Origin of the sequence: Streptomyces orinoci (assembly GCF_003121295.1) — a bacterium.
In the GTDB taxonomy this organism is placed as follows: Bacteria; Actinomycetota; Actinomycetes; order Streptomycetales; family Streptomycetaceae; genus Streptomyces; species Streptomyces orinoci.
On record NZ_PHNC01000011.1, the window covers coordinates 130,690 to 149,462 of the forward strand.

An 18,773-nucleotide genomic window follows, 5' to 3' on the forward strand; every position below is an offset into this window, starting at 1 on the left:
AGCGGACAAAGGCCGCAGGGTAGTGGTCTGGAGCGGCTAGATCGCGGATTTGACATGGCGCCAAGCGCTGGACAGCGGCTGCGGCCATAGCTTCGGGCCGCGTTCGAGTAGGTCCGCCGACACGAGTTCATGCCCGACCGAATGTGGCTCGATGACGACATGCCGAAGGCGGGTACGCCCTGCCGGAACGGTCCGATGCCCCGGACCGTTGGCTGCAAACCGGCTGCGAAGAAAAGACCTTCGTCACTGACGGGCATGGCCAAGTCGGGAGTGCAGGCTGGCGGCGCGGGCTTGTTCGACGTGCTTTTTCCTCTCGATGCCGGATCAGAAGATCGGTGGCCGGCCTGCCCGGGTGAGCCGCCATACGGTGCGCCAGCTCATCGGTGCTCGATACCGGGGGTCACTGCGCAGCCCCTCCCGGAAGCCGTCCAGGGAGGCCCGGAGGGCGGCTGGCTGGCGGACGCGCCACAGGGTGAGCAGAATCCAGGTGGCGAGGTTGAGGGGGATCAGGCATGCGGGCAGGTTGCGGCGGGCGACCCAGACCCGGTTGCGGGCGTTGAGGCGGTAGAAGGTGGCATGGCGGGCCGGGTTGGTCGCCGGGTGGTGAACGATGATCTCGGGCTTGTACAGGCCGGTGTACCCGTGATCCCACAACCTCCAGGAGAGGTCGATCCCCTCGTGGAAGAGGAAGAAGCTTCCCGGCCAGCCTCCCGCGAGTTCGAAGATGCTGCGGCGGACCATGACGACGCCTTCGGCCATGACGGTCACCGTGCCCGGCCGCGTGGCGTCGGCGGCGCGAAGACGGGGCACCCAGCGGCGCAGAGTGACGCCCGTGTCGGAGTCGGCGATGCGCGGCTGGACGTATGCCAGGTGCGGGTCGCGCTGAAGTTCGGCGGCGAGTCTGGCCAGGGCGTCGCGGGTGGGGAGCACGGCGTCGTTGTCGAAGAAGAAGACGAAGTCGCCCTTAACGTTCTCGGCACCGACATTACGGCCCTGAGGGATGCCGACGTTCTCCGGCAGAGTGATCGTGCGGACTCCGTCGGGCACTTGGGCGGGGTGGCATCCGTTGCCGACTACGACGATGTCGAGATCGATGTCTTCCTGGGCGAGGAGCGAGGACATCGCCTTGGGGAAGTCGTCGGGCCGGTCGTTCATGGTCAGGACCACGGCGCCGATCGTGGGCCGGGGTGCGCCAGTGCTCACGGTGGTGATGTCCTTCTGCTGCGGGTCGAGCAGGCGCGGGCGCGCCATCGTCACGTCATCTGCGGGACGCCTCACCGTAATGCACATCGTGCCGCGGCCGTGGCGATCACGGAGCAGTGCTGAGAGCAGTGAGCGCAGCCCGCAGCACCGTGCGCAGCGCCGTTTGGGTGTCCGGCGAGTCCTCGCGGGGCTGGCGGTGAAGGAGTGAGTCGGCGATGACGAAGAGGGCTGCGGCGTCGATGCGGCGGTGCTGTGCGACGGCGAAGATGCCCGCGGCTTCCATGTCCGCGGCCAGGATTCCCTCGGTGCTGTAGCGGGTGACCTCGGCGTGGGTTTCGCGGTACGGCGCATCGGTGCTCCATCCCGGCCCCTGGCGGACCGCGACATGGTGGGACTGGAGGGTGTGCACGAGGTGATCGGTTAGGCGGGCGGAGGGCCGGACACTGCGCGCGGGGGCGAGGTAGTGATGGGAGACGCCTTCATCGCGCAGAGCCAACCGGCAGGCCACGACGTCGCCGCTTTGCAGATCAGGCTGAAGGGATGCCGCCGTCCCCAGGGTGATCACGCGGGTGGTCCCGAGGGAAATGAGCTGTTCGAGCACAAGGGCCGCGGCGGGGGCGCCGAGACCGAAGCCGCCGCAGATACCGATTGTGCGGCCTCGGTGTTCCAACAGTCGCAGGTCGCCCCGGACCCAGCCGTCGAGTGCGCCCGCCTGAACCTCCCGGAAGAGGGATCGCTGATAGAGCATGATCACGCCCGCTGTGCTGGCCAGGGTCGCTGCGGGGACGCGGGTGCGCAGGCAGACGGCATGCTCGCTGGGGTCTGGTACCGCCGCCAGGGTGTGCTTGTGTGGGTAGAGAGGGAAGGTCGCGTTGGTCACGAGGCGGCCTCCCGCTTGGCGAGGGCCTTGGCCAGCTCTTGTTCGGCCGCTGGGTTGACGTGGTTGAGGATGTGCCAGGGCAGGACCGCATCGTCCATGTGCCGCAAGTGGCGCTTGTATTCGAGGCCGTGCCCGGCCATTGCCTGTACAAGCTGGTCTTTGGTGACTGCGGACAGGTCCGTGCCCGCGTCGTAGAGGTCTTCCAGGAGGTGGCCGATGCGGCGGTCGCCGCGCGAGCAGATGACCTCCAGGTGCATGCGGCTGGTCGGGAACTGCTCAACCCGGTAATGGTTGGCGTACTCGCGCTCGCCGACCAGGGCGCGGAGCCGGTCCTCGATCTGCTCGCCGTATTGCCAGACCAGGTCCGGGTCGGTCATCCGCAGCCGTTGGGTGGGAGTGCCGGGCTTGGGCATGAACTGGTGGAGCTTGACGATGACGTTCGCGTCCGGCGCGCCGAGGCGTTGGTGCACGTCGCGGGCGTAGTCGGCTACGGCCAGGCGGTCGGCTGCGCGTTCGCCGGGTGCTCCGATAATGAAGTAGAGCATGACCGTGTTGACCTTGCCGCTGGTGCGGCACAGGTCCAGTGCCCGGTCCACCCGCTCTTTTTTCTGGGTCTTGCCGTACAGGGCCACCAGGTCGGGTGCGGCCCACTCCGGGGCGATGGTGATGACGCCCCGGGGCTGGGCGAGGTGCAGTTCAGTGAAGAGGTGCCCGAAGTCACCGAGTTCGGTGACGGCGTCGAGGTAGTCGGCGTTGATCTCGTCCGCGCGGATCGATCCGATGATCGTGGTCACCTTCCGCCCCTGGGCGGCGGCGCGGTCGGCGTAGGCGCGGATGTGGTCCAGGAGCTGCTGGCGGTGGCGGTACTGGGTGAACGTCGGCGCACTGATGATGATCTTCGGTACGCGATGGTGTTCGAGGCGGTCGATGTAGGAGCTCAGCAACTCCAGGGGTGCTTGCCGGAACGGCGGGACGCCGAGGTTGCAGAAGTGGCAGCTGTGCAGGCAGCCCACGACCGGGTGGACGCCGGCAGCCGTGCCGTCAGTGATGGGGTAGACGAAGTGCGCGTCGTGCAGATCCCCGACCTTCAGGTACTGGGCATGTACGGCCGACGGGATAGCCGCGGAGCGGGGGCGTACCGCTTGCACTCCGCCGCCCGGGAGGAGATCGCATTCGTACATCGACGGCACATACAGGCCGGGAACGCGGGACAGCTCTTGGAGCAAGGGTCCGCCGCCTGTGCGGCGGTGGGCGTGGACGATCCGGATGAGCTCGGCGAGCGAGCGTTCGGCTTCGCCGATGGCCACAACGTCGAGGTAGTCGGCCAGCGGTTCCGGATCGGCCAGTCCCTGGTTGCCACCGACCACGAGCGGATCCCTGCCGGGGACGCGCTCGGCACTGCGCCGGGGGATTCCGGCGAGGTCGAGGAGGCGGAGCAGGCTGTGGAGGTCACCGGAGTTGATGAGGGAGACGCCGACGATGTCGGCCTCGTTCACTGGGCGGGGTGACTCGATGGTGCGGTAGGGCTCGCCGTCGGGGGTGGTCAGGCGGTTGCCGTCGCGGACGAGGCAGTCGTATTGCAGGGCGCGTTCGGCGACGGCCGGGATGTCGGGAGTGCGGTTGATCAGGTCGTGCAGTCCCATCGGGCCGTTGCACATCAGAGAGAAGGCGTGGCCGAAGGGGATGAGGAAGACCATGCGCAGCAGGCCGGCTGCGTTCTTGCGCTCGTAGGGGGTGGCCAGGGAGATTTCCCGGGCCAGGATGCCGTCGATCTCTTTGCTCAGCACCGACATGGGACGTCATCCCCTTCGTGGTCGGAGTGTGGGGCGCGTGCGGGCGAGGTGCGCGGTGGCCTGCCGGATGACCTGGGTGATCTCGGCTTCGTCGCTGGGGTTCATTCGGGGGTGCAGGCAGGGGCAGAGCAGGCGGGAAGTCAGGCTCTCGGCGAGGGGGCAGTGTTGCCCGGCGGTGTGGTCGCGGATCAGGCGGTGGAAGAGGTATGGGGGACGGTCGCTGATGATGCTGCCGAGCCCATGCCGGGCGGCGAGGATGTCCATGAGTTCGTCGCGGCCTTCGCCGGCCCAGGCATCGGGGACGAGGAGGCTGTGCCGGTAGTACAGGTGCCGGCGGTCGTGGCGAGTCGGCGGGAGAGTGAGTTCGTCGATGTCGGCCAGGCTGCGGTTGCGCCGGTGGGCCTGTTGGATGCGGGCGTCGTTCATCTCGTCCAGACGGGAGAGCTGGACGAGCCCGACGGCGGCCTGGGCCTTGGTCATCATCTGGTTGGTGCCCCAGTGCTCCGTCCCGCCGTAGGTGCGCAGCCAGTGCAATTGCTCAGCGAGTGCCTGGTCATTGGTGGTGATCAGGCCACCTTGGCCGTAGGTCGTCATCAGCTTCTTCGACTCGAAGCTGAACATGGTCGCCCAGCCCTCGGCCCCGACGTGGGCGCCGACGGGAGTGCGCCCGCCGCACGCCCGGGCCGCGTCCACGATCACGACGGGCGGTCCGTGCACCGGGTTCGGGTGCCGGTCAGCCAGCTCGAGGAAGGGGCGGATGTCGGCGACGGCGCCGTTCCAGTGAGTGACCAGGATCGCCCGGGTCCGGGAAGTGATGACCCGCTCCGCGTCGGCCGGGTCGAGGTTGAGGGTCACCGGCTCCGGTTCGGCCAGGACGAGCCGGCCACCTTGGCCGATCACCGCGATGAGCGGGCCGACGAAGTTCACCGCGCAGACGATCACCTCGTCGCCCGGTTGCAGCTGGAGGTAGTGGAGCAGCATCTCCAGCGCGGTCCCGCCGGAGTTGAAGGCGATGGCGAAGCGGGCTCCGGTGAAGGCGGTGAAAGCCTCCTCGAACGCCGCAACATATTCAGCCGACTTCCAGCCGACGCGCCAGTCGGACGACTCGGCCATCACCACGCGGGCGGCCTCGGCTTCGGCATCGGTGTACCAGCCGCCCTGAGCAGGCTCCACAGGCCAGCGAAGAGGAGCATGGCTGCGGGGAACCGTCGCACGATCAGTAGGCATAGCGGACCCTCCTCGCCCGCAGTTCAAGCCGCCGCTCGAAGTCGCTGATCAGGTCGACCTTCGCCGCAGCCGAGGAGGCGCCGTCGAAGCGATAGGTCAGCCACTCACCAACCAGGCGCCGGGCCAGACCCAGCTCCACCACGCCCTGCCCCAATGCGAGCACCTGCGCGTTGTTCGACAGCACCGACCGCCGGACCGACAGCGAGTCGTGAGCGGTCACCGCCCGAATACCCGGGACCTTGTTGGCGGCAATCGCCATGCCCAGACCGGTGTGGCACACCAGCAGCGCCCGGTCCGCACGGGATTCGGCGACCAACTGCGCCGCGGCGAATCCCACTTCCGGATAGGTGGCGTAGCCCGGGCCATCGATACCGCCCACATCAATCACGGACGACACGAGATGGTGCGCCCGTAAATCCGCGGCCAGTATGTCCTTGTAGCCGGAACCGGCCTTGTCCGAGCCGACGACTATGCGGAGCTGATCCATCAAGCACCCCCTGGGTGCGCGGTAGTTGGGTGAGATGAGTTGCAGGGGCACCGGGTGTCCGGTGCTGCGTCCGCCGTAATCACCGGCGCAGGGGTGACCAAGGCGGCGTCGAGGGCGCTGCCGATCTGTTGGTGCAGCAGCCCCGCGGGCACGGCTACGCTCACCCCGAGCAGAGCCAGGATCTTGCGGAGTGGGTCTCTCACATCGATCCGCTCGGTTTCACGGCTGTGACGGGCGCTCATGGAAACACCTGTTGGGGAAGCCGCACCGTTTCCGGATCGGCCTGGGCGAAGTGGAGGAGGCTGCGGCAGACCCGCGCCAGTTGCTGTGCGTAGAGGCAGCGCGCCACCACCGGTCTCACCGGCTCCTCGGTCAACTTCTCGCGCACCGATTCGGTCAGGAAGCGCATCAGCATGCCCTGTCCGTGCCGCTCCCAGTCCTTGGCCTCGATCTCGGGGAGGAGCAGCTGGATGTGGCCGCGCAGGCTGAGCAGCAGGGGTTCGGCCGTGGTGGCGTCCGGGAGACGGTCGAGGGTGGTGCGGATCGTGGTCTGGATCTCGTCGATGTCGATCGGGAGCTCGGGCACGGTTGCCTCGGTGTCGTGGGTTTTCATCCGGCGGGTGATCTGGGTCGGGCTCATGACAGGCCCTCCGCGCTTGTCGCGGATGGCGTGGCGAACCCTGAGAGGGGGGCGAATCCGCGGGGCAGGACGAAACGGGGCTCGCCGAGAGCTCGCCAGAACAGGCGCAGCCCGGTGAAGGCGGTGCGGGCGTGGAGCCAGCGATGGTTGTCCAGCAGGTAGCCCTGGCCGGCGGCGAGTTTTAGCGGGATTTGGTGGGTGCTCAGGACTGCTCGCAGCATCGGAAGGTGGGGCTGGACGAGGGGGCTGAACCGTGCGAGCCCGTCGAGCCGCAACCGTAGGGACACCCGGCCGTCGGGGTGCTCGGTGAACACCTGGGTGGCGTGGCCATCGGCGGCACCGAAGAAGGCGGTGCGGGGCTTGGCCAGAGCCACGGCCACCTCGCGCATCCGCGCGGCGATCTCCGTGTGCACGCTGCGGCCGTCGGTCAACAGGCAGGTGCCGCCGTGGGCGGCAGGGGTGCCGCAGACCATGAGCATGAGTCGGGGCGGAGTGGGGATGCCGGCGCGTTCGGTGTGCGGGGCGACTTCCCCGTTGGTGAGCCCGGCGTACCCGGCGAGATGCGCGTGGCGCCGGGTATCGCGGATGGTTGTCAGGCCGTCCGGATCGCTGTCGCGATGCGGGGTGAGGTCCATGATCCGCTCGGCGAAGTCGATGACCGCACGCCGGGTGGAGAACCCGTCGAGGATAACCAGCCCGGACTGCTGTAACCGCTCCTCGATCACCTTCTGAGCCCGCGGCGAGTGGATGTGGAGGTAATGGGACCAGAACGGATCGGCCTTGCGCATGTGTGTACTCCTCTCGACGCGGATGATGCGGCCAGGGTCAGCGCTGGCCGTCCGCGGGGTACAGCGACAGATAGTCGACTCAGACAATTCGCCTACAACATCGGTGAGTTGTCGGTGGCGTGCTATGTTCCGCACGGCTCTTGGACTGGCGACGCCCCGCGAAGGACAGCAGCGATGACCTACACGCCCCCGACCTGGCCCGTCTCCATCAAGGCTGTCGCCCTCGATATCCACCAGCGCGTGCTGCTGCTGAAGAACGAGCGAGAGGAATGGGAGCTGCCCGGCGGCCGGCTCGAACCCGGCGACGACAGCCCCGAGACGACCCTCTCCAGGGAGCTGCGGGAGGAAGCCGGGTGGGAGGTGAAGGCCGGCCCGCTCATCGACGGCGGCGTGTGGATCTACGAGCCGATCCCCGGCCGCCGGGTCCTGATCGTCACATACGGCTGCAGTGTGCTGACCGCGGACCGCACACCGGTCATCAGCCTCGAGCACAAGGAAATCGGGCTGTTCACCGCCGACGAGGTGCCGGGACTGCACATGCCCGACGGATACAAGCGCGCCATCGCCACCTGGTACGGACAACGCCACACCTGACGAACACCGAAGGGCGGCGCCATGACGGACCAGGCCAGTGGCGGCATTCCGCCTCCCCGCCCCGCCGCCCGCCATGTGGTGTGGCACTGGGCGACCCCGCAGGCCGAGACCGTACTCGCCACCCGCGACCTTGGGCAGATCCTTCAGTTCCACCGGTCGGTGCACCGGCTCAACCAGACCGAACTCGGCCAGCTCCTCGGCTATGACAAGACCTACATCTCGGCGCTGGAGCTCGGCAAGCGCTCCCTGGACGACGTCGGCTCGCGCCGCCGGGTTGCCACACGCCTGGGGCTGCCTCCGCACGTCCTGGGCGTCACTGACCTTGCGGACACCGACCACCGCTCGATGCTGCAATTCGGCGCATCCACCGTGCGCCTGGCCGAGATCGCACGCCAGTCCGGGCATGCCTCCGAAGCCGTCTCCGAGCTCTGGCCGCTGGTCGCCCGTCTTGAAGCTCGCGTCGAGGACGGGCATGCCGAACGGGAAACCGTACGCCTCCTCGCCCACGCCCGCGTTGGCCTCGGCGTGGCGCTTGGCAACGTGCTGCCAGAAGAACGCCTCGCCACCGCCGCCCGCTGGACCGCCAAAGCCCTGGAAGCCGCTCGGCACTTCAACGACCCTGCCATGGTGTCCGGTGCACTGCGCATGCATGGCAACGAACTGCGCAAGGCGGGCCTTCGCGGCGCTGCCGTGGAACGCCTTCGCCATGCCGCAGCCATTGCACCCACGGTGGACGACCGTGCTGCCGCACTTCCGCTGCTCGCCCGCGCGGCCGGGGCGCTGGGACACCAGGAGTTGTTCGACGCCGTCGTGCGTGAAACGGACAGCATGCTCGACACGGTCGCGCACACTTCGCTGTTCAACCCTTACGCACTCCATGAAATCCGCCTGCGCGGACTGCTCGCCACCGACCGAGCAGCCTTGGCTATAAGGCAGGTGGAGGAGCAGCCGACGCTGACGACGACCGTGGCACCGCAGTGGCGCGTGATCGAGCTGATCACCGTTGCCCAGGTCCGGCTCGTCGGTGAGGACCGGATTGGAGCGGCCGAGGCATTGAACGCCGCGGTGGGCGAAGCGGTCGTGCAGCGGCTGCCGCACCAGTTGCAACGCGTCATGCGCGCGGCCGGCCGGCGCCTGCCGGACATCCAGGCGGCAGCGGGCGAGGCCCTGGGCAGGATGCGGCGGGAGATGGCGGCGTAGCTTTAGCGCCCTATCCGCTGTCATCGGGTGCTCTCTGGGCTGCGGTCGGCGGCGGGCATCGCGCGAGCGAGGTCCCAGTAGTCCTCGAAGTCGCGACTGCTCCAATTCCTCGCGTCGCCGTGCTCGGTGCGGAACCGCTCCGCATCAGCGGATTCGTCATCCGGCTGGCGCTGCTGCTCCGAGGGCTCCTTGGCAAGGTGGCGAACGCTCTGGTACAGGCGCTGCTGAAGCGTTGGACGGTGAGTGGAGGTGCTGCTCTGGCTCATCATGTCGGCCTCGGCATCATGAAGTTGAGTGGCGGGGGGCCACGCGGGAGCGCGGCGGAAGGACAGAGTGAGGTCCAGCCGCCCGGAGCGGCCATCCGGGGAAACCACGAATTCCCCTAAAACACCAAAGACTTGGGTGAGGCGACCTTGTATCTTCTGGGAAAACCGCGAATCTCAGCCCCCAGCCGAGGAACCCCTGGCTACGCTCCGCCATCACCAGGACGAACATTTGGGAGGCAGCGCCCGTGGCAGAAGATCACCGCCCGTCCTGTGCGAAGCGTTGGCGTGAGCGAGGTGCGGCAAGCGGTTGGCCGACCGAGCGGTTGGTGGATGAGATCCACGCCTGCTGCGGTGTGAGCCGACTCCGTGCTCACCGCTTGGCACGGGGACTGTCCCTGGAAGCCGCTGTGGCCGAGTACAGACTCATGTACGGCAGTTATCCGGCAGCACCCAAATTGGACATCGACAAGTTATCCCAGTACGAATCAGGCGCGGTCAGCCCGAAAGTGGTCATTGCTGACTTGCTGTGTCGCCTGTATCAGACAGATGCCCGCGGGCTTGGCCTCGTTGGGGACTACCGCACCACGCCCCGACGAGAACCCGGGGCTGCGGTGGACCCGGACAATGTGCCAACGCCTCGCGGAGTTGCCTCTTGTGCGCCGGCAGCCTCGCACCAGGCGGCGAACGCATTTGACCATCTGCTGGACGACGCACGTCGATCGGTGGACCGGACCCTGGCGTCGGCCAGTGTCAGCCCCCCGCAACTCGACCTGCTCGACGAACGGATCATGTACCTCCGCCGGCAATACCTGTACATACCCCCGGAACCCATGTTGTCCCTACTCCTCGCGGAACTGCGGGATGTACAGGCCCTGTCGGCCGAGCGCCAGCCTGCCACCGTTCAGGTGCGGCTCTCCGAAATGACCGCAATACTTGCTACCCTCATCGCCGATGCCCTGATGAAACTGGGCGTGCTACGCCAGTCCAGGGCCTGGTACGCCACGGCCCGCACCGCCGCCGATGACAGCGGAAACATCGACCTGCGCGCCCGTGTACGCGCCCAGGCCGCGATGCTTCCCTACTACTACGGCCCCCTGGAGGCCGCCATCACCCTGGCACGCGAGGCCCGGCTCCTCCTGTACAACCGCCCTCGTGCGACAGGCGCGTTGGCTGCGGCCGCCGAGGCCAGAGCGCTCGCTCGGCGAGGAAACACCGAGGCCGCGAACAACGCGATCCACACAGCCCAGAGCATCTTCGACCGCGCCCCGGACACAGGAGGAGAGGATGCCTTCGCCTTCCCCGAGCGACGGCTGCTGCTCTACCTCAGCGGCGCCTACACACACCTGCGCCGCAGCGGACAGGCCCGCAAGGTGCAGCGCCAGGCACTGGCTTTGTACCCGGACCGTACAGGCATCGACCCGGCGCTGCTCCGGCTCGAAGAAGCTATCTGTCTGGCCCAGGATCACAACCCCACCGAAGCATGCGAACTCGCCCAGGCGACCTACCTTGGCGTTCCTGAGCCTCACCGGACGCCCATCCTGGGAGCGCGAGCCCGTCACGTGATCGCTGTCCTGCCGCCGGCCATACGAACAGCAGCGGCAGCACGTGCCCTAGGTGAAATTCTGGCGCTTCCGCCCGGGGAGGTGTGACACCGGCCGCCCGTCTCCGACAGCCTTAGCCCTATGACGGCACCAACGACGATCACCTTCGGCGGCTTCGACGACACCGAGATGCACCACGTGCTGGAGCGCGCCTGCACGCGAGTCGGCCTCGACTGCACCGGTGCGATCCGGCTGCGGGGGCACACCAACGCGGTTGTGCGCCTGATCACGGAGCCGGTGGTGGTGAAGATCGCCCGACGAGGGTCGGACGAGACAGGCGTGGTCAGGACAGTCGCATTCGTCCAGTGGCTGATGAAGCAGAACTTCCCCACCGCCCCCCTGCACCCCGTGGCCCAGCAGCCTGTCGTCGTTGACGGGCATGCGGTGACTTTCTGGACCTACCTGCCGCAGCCCGAGCATCCGGTCAGCGCCGTCCAACTTGCGGCTCCACTGCGGGAATTGCATCGACTGACCGATCCACCGGTTCGACTGAGGCGACTGAATGTGGTCGAGGCGATCCGCAGCTCGCTGGCCGCCACGACGTCCCTTCCTCCGCAGACTCTGCTGTTTCTCGCCGATCGTGCCGAACGACTGGCCGATGAACTCTCCCAAGTCGCCTTCATGCTGCCGGAAGGCGTAGTGCAGGGCGACCCGCAGCACCGAAATGCACTGCACACCAAAGACGGCGGGGCAGTGCTGTGCGACTGGGACACCGTCGCCTACGGTCAGCCCGAATGGGACTTGGCCACGGTCGAAATCCACTGCCGGCGATTCGGCCACGGCCCGGCTCACTACCGCCAGTTCGCGAACGCCTATGGAATCGACGTCACCCAATGGCCCGGCTACCGCGTACTGCGGGACCTGCGCGAGCTACGCATGATCACAACCAACGCCCGCAAGGCGGCTCATGCCCCCGGAACTCTCACGGAAGTCGAGCGCCGCATCTCCGGACTGCGCTGCGAAGACCCTCAACTCGCCTGGAACATCCTGTGAAACGAGCCAACCCCGAAGGACGCGTCGTGACCGCAGGGCCGGTCCATGGCGACGCCTGGGGGAGTGCTGTGTCCTCGCGCAGAGTGCCAAGCATCGTTCGGCTGGACATCCGCCAACCGCCCACGCTGACACCATCATTGGGCCACACTACTAGGGGTGACTGACCAACCCTCCAACGGCACGTACCTGCGCAACGCCGCCTCCGCCTTGGCCGTTCGGGACGAGCACGTACTCCTGGCCCGCGGGACCTGGCCTGACCCCCATATCCAGACGTACTGGCTCCCCGGCGGAGGCCAGCAGCCCGGCGAGACACTGGCGGCCTGCGCCGAGCGCGAAGTCCTCGAAGAGACCGGTGTACGCGTCAAAGCCGGACCCATGCTCATCCTGCGCGAGCACATCGCCGGCAACCACCCCGACAGCCCCATCACAATCCCGTCCGAGACCGGTCACCACCGAGTCGAGGCGGTGTTCTGGTGCGACATCCTCCACGAATCCCGACCGGCTCGGCGGCCTCCTCCATGACGACACTCAGACCGGCGTCGAGTGGATGCCGCTTGACCGAGTACGCAGCCTACGGATGATCCCGCCCTTCCTCCAGGCCCTGCTTCCCGGCCTCGTAGCCCAAGCCACCGCCGGGCACCTGCATGCCTTCTACGCCGGGGACGTGGAGTGATCCGGACGGCATCCGGGCGCCATCCGCGGGAACAAGGACATCCATGGCCGGTAGGTCTGTCGGCGATGAGAGTTGAACGGTCTGTCGTCTCGCAGGATTCCGCCTGTGGTGCGTGAGCTCGTTCCGCTTTGACGGACATCATCGGTGTGGTGGTCAGGCCGCTGCTGTGGCGGCTTCGTCGTCGGCGGGGCTGCGGTAGCCGACAGTGATGTGCAGCCGTTTCAGGTTGTACCAGCCCTTGACCCACTGGAAGATCGCGGTGCGCGCGGAGGCCCGGCTGGGCCAGGGGCGGTCGCAGGGAAGTTCCCTCTTCGGGGCGGCGAAGAACGACTCGGCGAGCGCGTTGTCCCAGCACTGGCCCGTGCGGCCGACAGACAGCCGGATCCTGAACTTGTCGGCGAACCGGACCAGGCCACGGCTGGTGTGCTGGCAGCCGCGATCGGACTGGAAGACCACCGAGCCGGGTGGGCGTCGCTGATGGCAGGCCGCGCGCAAGGCAGGTGGTCGGCGGTGGCCCAGCCGACGACGCGGCGGGAGGCGATGTCGATGACGGTGGCCAGGTAAAGCCAGTCCTCGTCGGTGGGGTGAAGTAGGCCGCCGACGAGGTGCCCGTGGTGCGGGTCCTTTTCCGACGGCCCCTTCCCGAACGGAACGTGCCCGTTTCCGGGCATTCCGCTCTCCAGTGGTTACTTCCGCAAGGGTGTGGATACGCGTCCAGCGTGGACCGAGTCGTGGCAAGTCCGGCAGAGCACAAGGGTTTTGCGCTTCCGTCGTGCCATGAGTTGGATCCAGGCGGGCTTGTCCCGGCGCCCGGGCTGTTTGAGGTCGGCGAGGCGGCGGATGTGGTGGACTTCCAGATCCGTGCGGGTCTCGCAGAGCTCACAGCACTCGGCCAGGAGCCGACGGATCAGCTCGTTGTAGGCGGGGGCTGTCACCGGTTGGGCGTCGGTGAGCGTGGCAGTGCGCTTTTGTTTGAGGGGGATTCCGCCGAAGCGGGCGACCAGTGGTTTCTTCCCCTCGTTGCGTTCGACTGTGACTTGCAGGCAGCGGCGCGGTCCGTGCGGTGTCTGGACGGTTGCCCGGTATTTCCGAGACATCTTCCGGACTGAGCTTCGGTGCTTGTTGGCCAGGGTCTTCAGCAGCGAGGTCTCCATGGTCCAGTGGAGCCTGCCCAGGCGGTGCACATTCTGGGCAAGGAGGTAGTACTGGACGAGGCCCTGGTATTCGGCCTGGTACTTCGCGACGATGGAGAAGTCCTCGTCGTGGAGAAGTACCCCGCGAGAGGCTGGTTTCCCCTTCTTCTTGTATAGCGCGGACTTGGTGCGGATCACTTGCTCCGGCACGAAGAGCGCGGGTGTGCCGTTGATCGACCGGCGTCCGTCGGTGATCTTTGTGTCGGCGTGAAGTGCCCGTATCTCGTATCCCAGGAAGCGCGCCGCCTGGCTGGTTGCGTGCGTGATCAACGTCTTGGATTCGGAGAGTTCCAGCCTGAGTTGCTCATTCAGGAAGGTCCGGATTCGTGACGTGATTTCCTGGGCTTCATGCCGGGGGCCGGCGAACCCCAGCAGGAAGTCGTCGCAGTACCGGACGTATCGCAACCGTCGATAGCCCGGATCGTTCGGGTCGCCATAGGGCAAAGAGCGCCGCTGGTGCCGCAGCACCCGCGCTGCCTCCCGGTCCCCGTGGCGTTTGGCCTTCGCGATCGCGTGCTGGACAGCCAGATAGTCCGGATTGGCCCGGCGCTTCCTGCCGGAGGTGTACTCCGGCAGCAGGTGCTGTTCAACGAACCGGTCCAGCCGGTCGAGGTAGATGTTGGACAAGACCGGGGAAGCCACGCCGCCTTGCGGCGAACCACTGAGTGTGGCATTCCACCGCCAGTCCTCCAGGTACCCGGCTTTGAGCATGGCCCGGATTAGCCGCAGAAAGCGACCGTCATGGATTCTCTCTCCCAGGATCTTGAGCATCACCTCGTGATCCAGACTGCCGAAACAGTCGGAGATGTCACCCTCGATGAACCAGTGCACTCCCCGCCAGGTCCGGGCCACTTCCGTAAGCGCCGTGTGACAGCCCCGGCGAGGGCGGAAACCGTGAGAACGGTCAGAGAACTGGACGTCGTAGTAAGCCTCCAGGAGAAGGCGGACAACTTCGGCGACCAGTTTGTCCGACCAAGTCGGAAGCCCTAACGGGCGTTTCTTCGCTGACCCCTTCTTCTCGATGTAGACCCGTCGGGCAGGGGACCATCGGTAGCGTTCAGCACGCAGAGCGTCGATGATGCTGCCGATCTTCTCCAGTGACATTCCGTCAGCGGTTTCCTCGGTGACCCCGGGCGTCATCGCACCCTTGTTAGCGTAGATGCGTCCGTAGGCCAGTAAATGCAACTGGGTGTTGAACAGCTGCCGGTAGAGTCTCTCCACCGGCAGTCCTCGCTCTCCTCGCTTGCGGATGACGTCCAGTACCGTTTCGGCGTTCTGCATTACGCGTACCTCCCTTCACTGGACATCCGACCACCTGTGCCCCTTCGCCCTCATTCCGGCTTTCCCGGACCTCGTGGCCGGTCGTTACTCCGGCGACTACTACGAGCACTCCGTCGCCATAGGGCTCGCGCCCCGTAGGCGATCCCGTGGTACGTATTCGTCGTACGTGTCGAGCGCGACACAGGCCGCCCATTCATCCCCTTGGCCGCCCTCGCTGGGCGGTGCCCTCCGTCATGGAGGTTGCCCCGGACTACCTCCCATTCCGGGACATGACGAGGCGTCGGTTTCGGGCGTCATTCCGACGGGCGATCACTTACGCCGCTGGGAATTAGGCTTCAAGCAATCCAGCCTTGGCCATATCGCGCAGGTCTTGCGGCACCCCGCCCTGGACGCCTCCAGACGGCCACCGCTTTCCCGGCATGCTCTGGTCCCCATCGCGCTTTCGCGTCTGGGTAAGCCGGGTGACCTAGGAATGTTCCTCCAAGTTCCTCCCTATTGAGTAGGGGATACGACGAACCGCCACACGGCGCACGATGCAGGTGATGTCGCCGCATAAACGGGTGTCGAGCGCGGTGGGATTGGGCTGGAAGTCACGGCCCACGAGGTCGAGCTGGGCTAAGGTCCGTGGGTTGGGGATCGTGGTGCGGCGACGCCGTCGGCGGTGAAGCCCCGTCAGTCCGGCGGCTCTTATGAGTCGCGCGACGCATCGACGGCGGCAGACGGTGCCCTCGCGCTTTAGAGCGGCATGGACTTGTGGGGCACCATACACGCCGCGGGACGCCTGATGGACGTGCGTGATTCTCTCGGTCAGTTCCGCGTCACGGACGCGCGGGGGCCGGGGGCCCACGGCGCGGGCGCAGAAGGCGGCCCGGGAGACCTTCAGCAGCTCACAGGCGCGTTTGATGCTGTGGCCTGCCTGCTTCTCCGCCTCGATGAATGGGTGCACGTTCACCGGGTCTCCGCCGCAAGGAAGGCCGTGGCCCGCTTGAGGATCTCCGCGTCCTCCCGCAGGCGCCGGTTCTCCCTGCGCAGGCGATCGAATTCCTCCTTTCCGCTGCCCTCACTCAGGCCGGCATCAGTGTCGGCCTGGTGGAACCACAACCGCACCGCGGTCTCCGTTAGATGGAAGTCCTCGGCGATCTGGCTGATCGAGCGGTCACCCCGCTGGCTCAGCTCCACGATCTCGGCCTTGAACTCCGGGGTGAACGAGCGGCGAGGACGCGGCTACTTCTTCCCATGCTCTCCATAGTGGACATCCTTCCGAGGTGATGCCCCTGATCTCGGATGCCGGCCAAACCGAATCAAGCCCACGTTGGCGGGTTGTTGTTATCGCTTTTGCCGCGGAATTTCATGCGGTACCCGCCAATGAGTGGGCACCTGGTTCGGGGCAGCCGAGACGGAGCCTTGGCAGGAACGCGAACGGAATATAGACCATGACCAGCCGTTGGCCAAAAGCGCGATCGCGGAGACCATTGAGAGAGTTCGCATTCGGCTGTGCTTGGCGGTGGAGTCGTAGCGAACCCAGCACCCAATGCCAGTTTGTTCCCGTTGTGGTCGATGACGTTCGACCGGAGAGTGAGTCCCTTTGGCCAGTGACCCGATCCTCCTGGATGCCCGGGAGACTGCCCTCCTCTTGAATGTGTCCCTGTCCTGGCTCTACCGGGACGCCCCAAAGCAAGGGCTTCGCGGGTACAAGCTGGGCGGCGGTCGTAACGCGAAGATAAAGTTCAAGAAGACCGACGTGCTCAAGTGGCTCGAACAGCGGAGGATCTGACCCTCTGAGTGGCCCCTCTTCACATCGGAGAGGGGCCACGCTTTTAGGCTGCCAGGCCCGCGTCCAATATCTTCGCGGCCGTGTTGATGGATCCGGGCATCAAGTGCCGGTAGATTTTGAATGTAACTTCGATTTTCTTGTGTCCCATCCACTCGGCGACGTCCGTGATGGGTATCCCATTTGTCAGGCAGTTCGATGCGAAGAAATGCCTCAAGCTGTACAGGGTCATACCGTCGGGAACAGCTGCGGATTCCTTCGCAGAATCCCACAGGCGCTGCAGTGTTCTATGGGACATGAGCCGGGATCCGGTTCTCCTGGACGGGAGAAGGTAACCCCCTTCCAGGACTCCGTGCTGATCCGCGTATTTCTCTATTGCGTCTTTCGTTGTTCGGGGTAGGGGTACTTCGCGAAATTCTCCCGACTTTCTATGCTTGAGTTTGCCAAGCTTGCCGTCCTCGTGGCGAAGCTGCTCGGTCACTCTGTACACGTCGTCGGCGACGATATTGTTGACGTTGACGGCAAGCGCTTCACCATTGCGCAGTCCGCAACCGCTCATCAAGTCGACCACGAGGCGGAAGTCATCGTCGTCGCCTGCCGTTCGTATTTGCGTCAATTCGCCAACGGTCGGAATTATGGCCCGCTTGGGATTGTATTGCGGCGGTGTGACGTCCAGGAAGGGGTCATCGGGGATCGCGCCTCGGCGGTAGGCATCCCGCAGCACGGACTTCAAGCGGGTGAAGGAGTTCTTCTGGACGGCCAGCCCCAGCCCGTTCCGCTCCATCGTGGCGATGTACTGCTCGATGACGAGGGAGTCGAAGGTGTTGATGCGACGCGATCCCAGCTCGGGGTATACGTGGTTCTTCAGCAGGCCCTTGATGTCCTGGATGGTGGAGGGGACAACCCCGCGGCGGCGCTGGATCCACGCCTCCGCGTACTCCTCGAAGCGCATCTGGCCGAGCGTCTGTATTCGTTCGGCCTTGGACTGGGGGACTGTGCGCTTCTGGTTGTAGATCTCCGTGAGTCGATCTTTGGCGGCGTCCTGTGTCTGGAACCCTGACTCCTCGGTCTGCTTGCCGGCCGCGTTCCGGTACCTGATCTTGTACGCGTGCGGGCAGCGGGTGGGCTTTGCGCAGCTGCATTCCTTGAAGAACGTGCCCATGCCGCGGGCGAGGGGCTGAGTGGCCATGTAGTGACTCCTGCTGATGCTGACCTTTTGCTGACCCCCTCGGTGGATATCCTGCCCTTGACCTGCGGCAATGCCAAATTTGCCTCACTTCTGGCACATGGGGGACATCCAAACCCGGTTGGGGATGGTCAACGACCGAAGCCGAAACGGCTCGTAGAGGGCGCTCACAAAGGACTCCGTTCACCTGGCAGCCAACTCGACCGCGCTTTGTATGGGACACACCGTACTACGAAGATCTTCGAAATACGACACCCTTCGTACGAGCTCATTACCCGAAGAGGGCGGCGGGCGGACGGATCGCCTCCACGCCCAATCTCCACGACCTGACGAGGTGTCAGGTAAGTCAGGCAAAGGGTCAGCATGCGTCCGAGTGGACTTGGTCGAATCTGACCAGACCGGCACATCGATCTGGCCGTAGGAAAGACCCTCTGATCTGCGACGATGCAGGTTAGACGCCCTTGGGCTGCAGAGTGGCGCCACCCCCGGTGGAGTTGTGCCAGTACAGCGCAGAGGCGTCCGGAGCGGATGTCGGCGTCCCAGGGGATTGGCACTTCGCCCACTACGGTGCACGGGCTGCTGGTGGTACTGGTCTGATCATGGTCGAGGCCACTGCTGTCTCCCCGGAAGGCCGGATCAGCCCCTGGGACTTGGGAATTGGGCAGGTCAGGACCTGTCAGGGTGGCGTATTTCGATGGGGCACGAAGGGTGAGCGACGCTGAGCGCAGACCTACCGAGTCCCGCTGGTCAGATGTCGCGGAAGAGACCAGCCAGCGCCATGACCCGCTGCGACGGGGCAGTGTGGGCCGCTGACCTGTGCGAATGGCCTTTCGGCTGTTTCGCGCTCGTGCCCGTGGACGCAGCCGGAAATCCCAGAAAAGTCCCAGGCAACTCCCACTGCCTCGCTGCCACCCTTTCGGCTCTATGCAGGGCATCTGGTGCGGTGTGGGCTGGTGTTCATGCATCAGTGGTCCGCCTTGAACGAAGGGCAACGCGC

At 66.0% G+C, this 18,773-nt stretch carries 18 protein-coding genes and 2 pseudogenes; 7 read left to right on the forward strand and 13 right to left on the reverse strand.

Going from position 1 to position 18,773, the window contains the following annotated elements; all coding sequences use genetic code 11:
- Positions 1-324: 324 nt before the first annotated feature.
- From CV755_RS09295 to CV755_RS09325, 7 genes are all read right to left on the reverse strand, one after another.
- Entirely contained in the window at positions 325-1,203 is an 879-nt protein-coding gene (locus CV755_RS09295; protein ID WP_109279766.1) for a glycosyltransferase family 2 protein, read from the reverse strand.
- A 106-nt stretch (positions 1,204-1,309) separates the two neighbouring features.
- On the reverse strand, positions 1,310-2,083 hold the full coding sequence (locus CV755_RS09300; protein ID WP_109279689.1) for a nucleoside phosphorylase: 774 nt from the start codon (positions 2,081-2,083) through the stop codon (positions 1,310-1,312).
- Positions 2,080-3,876 carry a B12-binding domain-containing radical SAM protein gene (locus CV755_RS09305; RefSeq protein WP_109279690.1) on the reverse strand — a complete coding sequence of 599 codons (1,797 nt, stop codon included), beginning with the start codon at positions 3,874-3,876 and terminating at the stop codon, positions 2,080-2,082. The genes CV755_RS09300 and CV755_RS09305 overlap by 4 nt, the downstream gene beginning before the upstream one ends.
- A gap of 6 nt (positions 3,877-3,882) precedes the next feature.
- Positions 3,883-5,103 carry a DegT/DnrJ/EryC1/StrS family aminotransferase gene (locus CV755_RS09310; protein WP_109279691.1) on the reverse strand — a complete coding sequence of 407 codons (1,221 nt, stop codon included), beginning with the start codon at positions 5,101-5,103 and terminating at the stop codon, positions 3,883-3,885.
- A complete protein-coding gene (locus CV755_RS09315; protein WP_109279692.1) occupies positions 5,093-5,593 on the reverse strand; it encodes an RpiB/LacA/LacB family sugar-phosphate isomerase in 501 nt (166 codons plus the stop codon). The genes CV755_RS09310 and CV755_RS09315 overlap by 11 nt, the downstream gene beginning before the upstream one ends.
- Positions 5,594-5,828: 235 nt before the next feature.
- A complete protein-coding gene (locus CV755_RS09320) occupies positions 5,829-6,230 on the reverse strand; it encodes a DUF6415 family natural product biosynthesis protein (RefSeq protein ID WP_109279693.1) in 402 nt (133 codons plus the stop codon).
- Positions 6,227-7,018: a TauD/TfdA family dioxygenase gene (locus tag CV755_RS09325; protein ID WP_109279694.1), complete on the reverse strand. Its 792-nt coding sequence runs from the start codon at positions 7,016-7,018 to the stop codon at positions 6,227-6,229. The genes CV755_RS09320 and CV755_RS09325 overlap by 4 nt, the downstream gene beginning before the upstream one ends.
- A gap of 174 nt (positions 7,019-7,192) precedes the next feature.
- Here CV755_RS09325 and CV755_RS09330 point away from each other — a divergent pair, with 174 nt between their 5' ends.
- Entirely contained in the window at positions 7,193-7,612 is a 420-nt protein-coding gene (locus tag CV755_RS09330) for an NUDIX hydrolase (protein ID WP_109279695.1), read from the forward strand.
- A gap of 21 nt (positions 7,613-7,633) precedes the next feature.
- Positions 7,634-8,812: a helix-turn-helix transcriptional regulator gene (locus tag CV755_RS35370; protein WP_193553382.1), complete on the forward strand. Its 1,179-nt coding sequence runs from the start codon at positions 7,634-7,636 to the stop codon at positions 8,810-8,812.
- Between the two features lie 20 nt (positions 8,813-8,832).
- On the opposite strand, the gene CV755_RS09340 is transcribed toward CV755_RS35370, so the two are convergent.
- Positions 8,833-9,186, reverse strand: a complete 354-nt coding sequence (locus CV755_RS09340; protein WP_109279696.1) for a hypothetical protein — start codon at positions 9,184-9,186, stop codon at positions 8,833-8,835.
- 299 nt (positions 9,187-9,485) lie between these two features.
- Between CV755_RS09340 and CV755_RS09345 the strand changes: the two genes are divergently transcribed.
- From CV755_RS09345 to CV755_RS09355, 3 genes are all read left to right on the forward strand, one after another.
- Positions 9,486-10,727, forward strand: a complete 1,242-nt coding sequence (locus CV755_RS09345; RefSeq protein WP_241561077.1) for an NsdA family TPR-like regulatory protein — start codon at positions 9,486-9,488, stop codon at positions 10,725-10,727.
- A 33-nt stretch (positions 10,728-10,760) separates the two neighbouring features.
- Entirely contained in the window at positions 10,761-11,672 is a 912-nt protein-coding gene (locus CV755_RS09350) for a phosphotransferase family protein (RefSeq protein ID WP_109279698.1), read from the forward strand.
- Positions 11,673-11,828: 156 nt separating this feature from the next.
- Entirely contained in the window at positions 11,829-12,194 is a 366-nt protein-coding gene (locus CV755_RS09355; RefSeq protein ID WP_109279699.1) for an NUDIX domain-containing protein, read from the forward strand.
- Positions 12,195-12,498: 304 nt separating this feature from the next.
- Here CV755_RS09355 and CV755_RS34580 read toward each other — a convergent pair whose 3' ends face one another.
- The 4 genes and pseudogenes from CV755_RS34580 to CV755_RS09375 form a co-directional block, all read right to left on the reverse strand.
- Entirely contained in the window at positions 12,499-12,801 is a 303-nt protein-coding gene (locus CV755_RS34580; protein WP_161968632.1) for an integrase core domain-containing protein, read from the reverse strand.
- A gap of 230 nt (positions 12,802-13,031) precedes the next feature.
- On the reverse strand, positions 13,032-14,819 hold the full coding sequence (locus CV755_RS09365; RefSeq protein ID WP_109279701.1) for a reverse transcriptase/maturase family protein: 1,788 nt from the start codon (positions 14,817-14,819) through the stop codon (positions 13,032-13,034).
- A gap of 466 nt (positions 14,820-15,285) precedes the next feature.
- Positions 15,286-15,771 (reverse strand): IS3 family transposase, encoded by a 486-nt coding sequence (locus CV755_RS37125; RefSeq protein ID WP_161968633.1) that lies wholly within the window; start codon positions 15,769-15,771, stop codon positions 15,286-15,288.
- Positions 15,768-16,028: pseudogene (locus tag CV755_RS09375) on the reverse strand (transposase); the annotation flags it as partial. The gene CV755_RS37125 and the pseudogene CV755_RS09375, both read right to left, overlap by 4 nt.
- Before the next feature lie 376 nt (positions 16,029-16,404).
- On the opposite strand from CV755_RS09375, the gene CV755_RS09380 reads away from it, so the two are divergent.
- Positions 16,405-16,593: a helix-turn-helix domain-containing protein gene (locus tag CV755_RS09380; RefSeq protein ID WP_109279704.1), complete on the forward strand. Its 189-nt coding sequence runs from the start codon at positions 16,405-16,407 to the stop codon at positions 16,591-16,593.
- Positions 16,594-16,636: 43 nt separating this feature from the next.
- Here the strand turns inward: CV755_RS09380 and CV755_RS09385 are convergent, their stop codons facing one another.
- Positions 16,637-17,779, reverse strand: a complete 1,143-nt coding sequence (locus CV755_RS09385) for a tyrosine-type recombinase/integrase (protein ID WP_241561078.1) — start codon at positions 17,777-17,779, stop codon at positions 16,637-16,639.
- A gap of 458 nt (positions 17,780-18,237) precedes the next feature.
- Between CV755_RS09385 and CV755_RS35965 the strand changes: the two are divergent.
- Positions 18,238-18,435, forward strand: a pseudogene (locus tag CV755_RS35965) (NADH:flavin oxidoreductase/NADH oxidase); the annotation flags it as partial.
- Between the last annotated feature and the right edge of the window lie 338 nt (positions 18,436-18,773).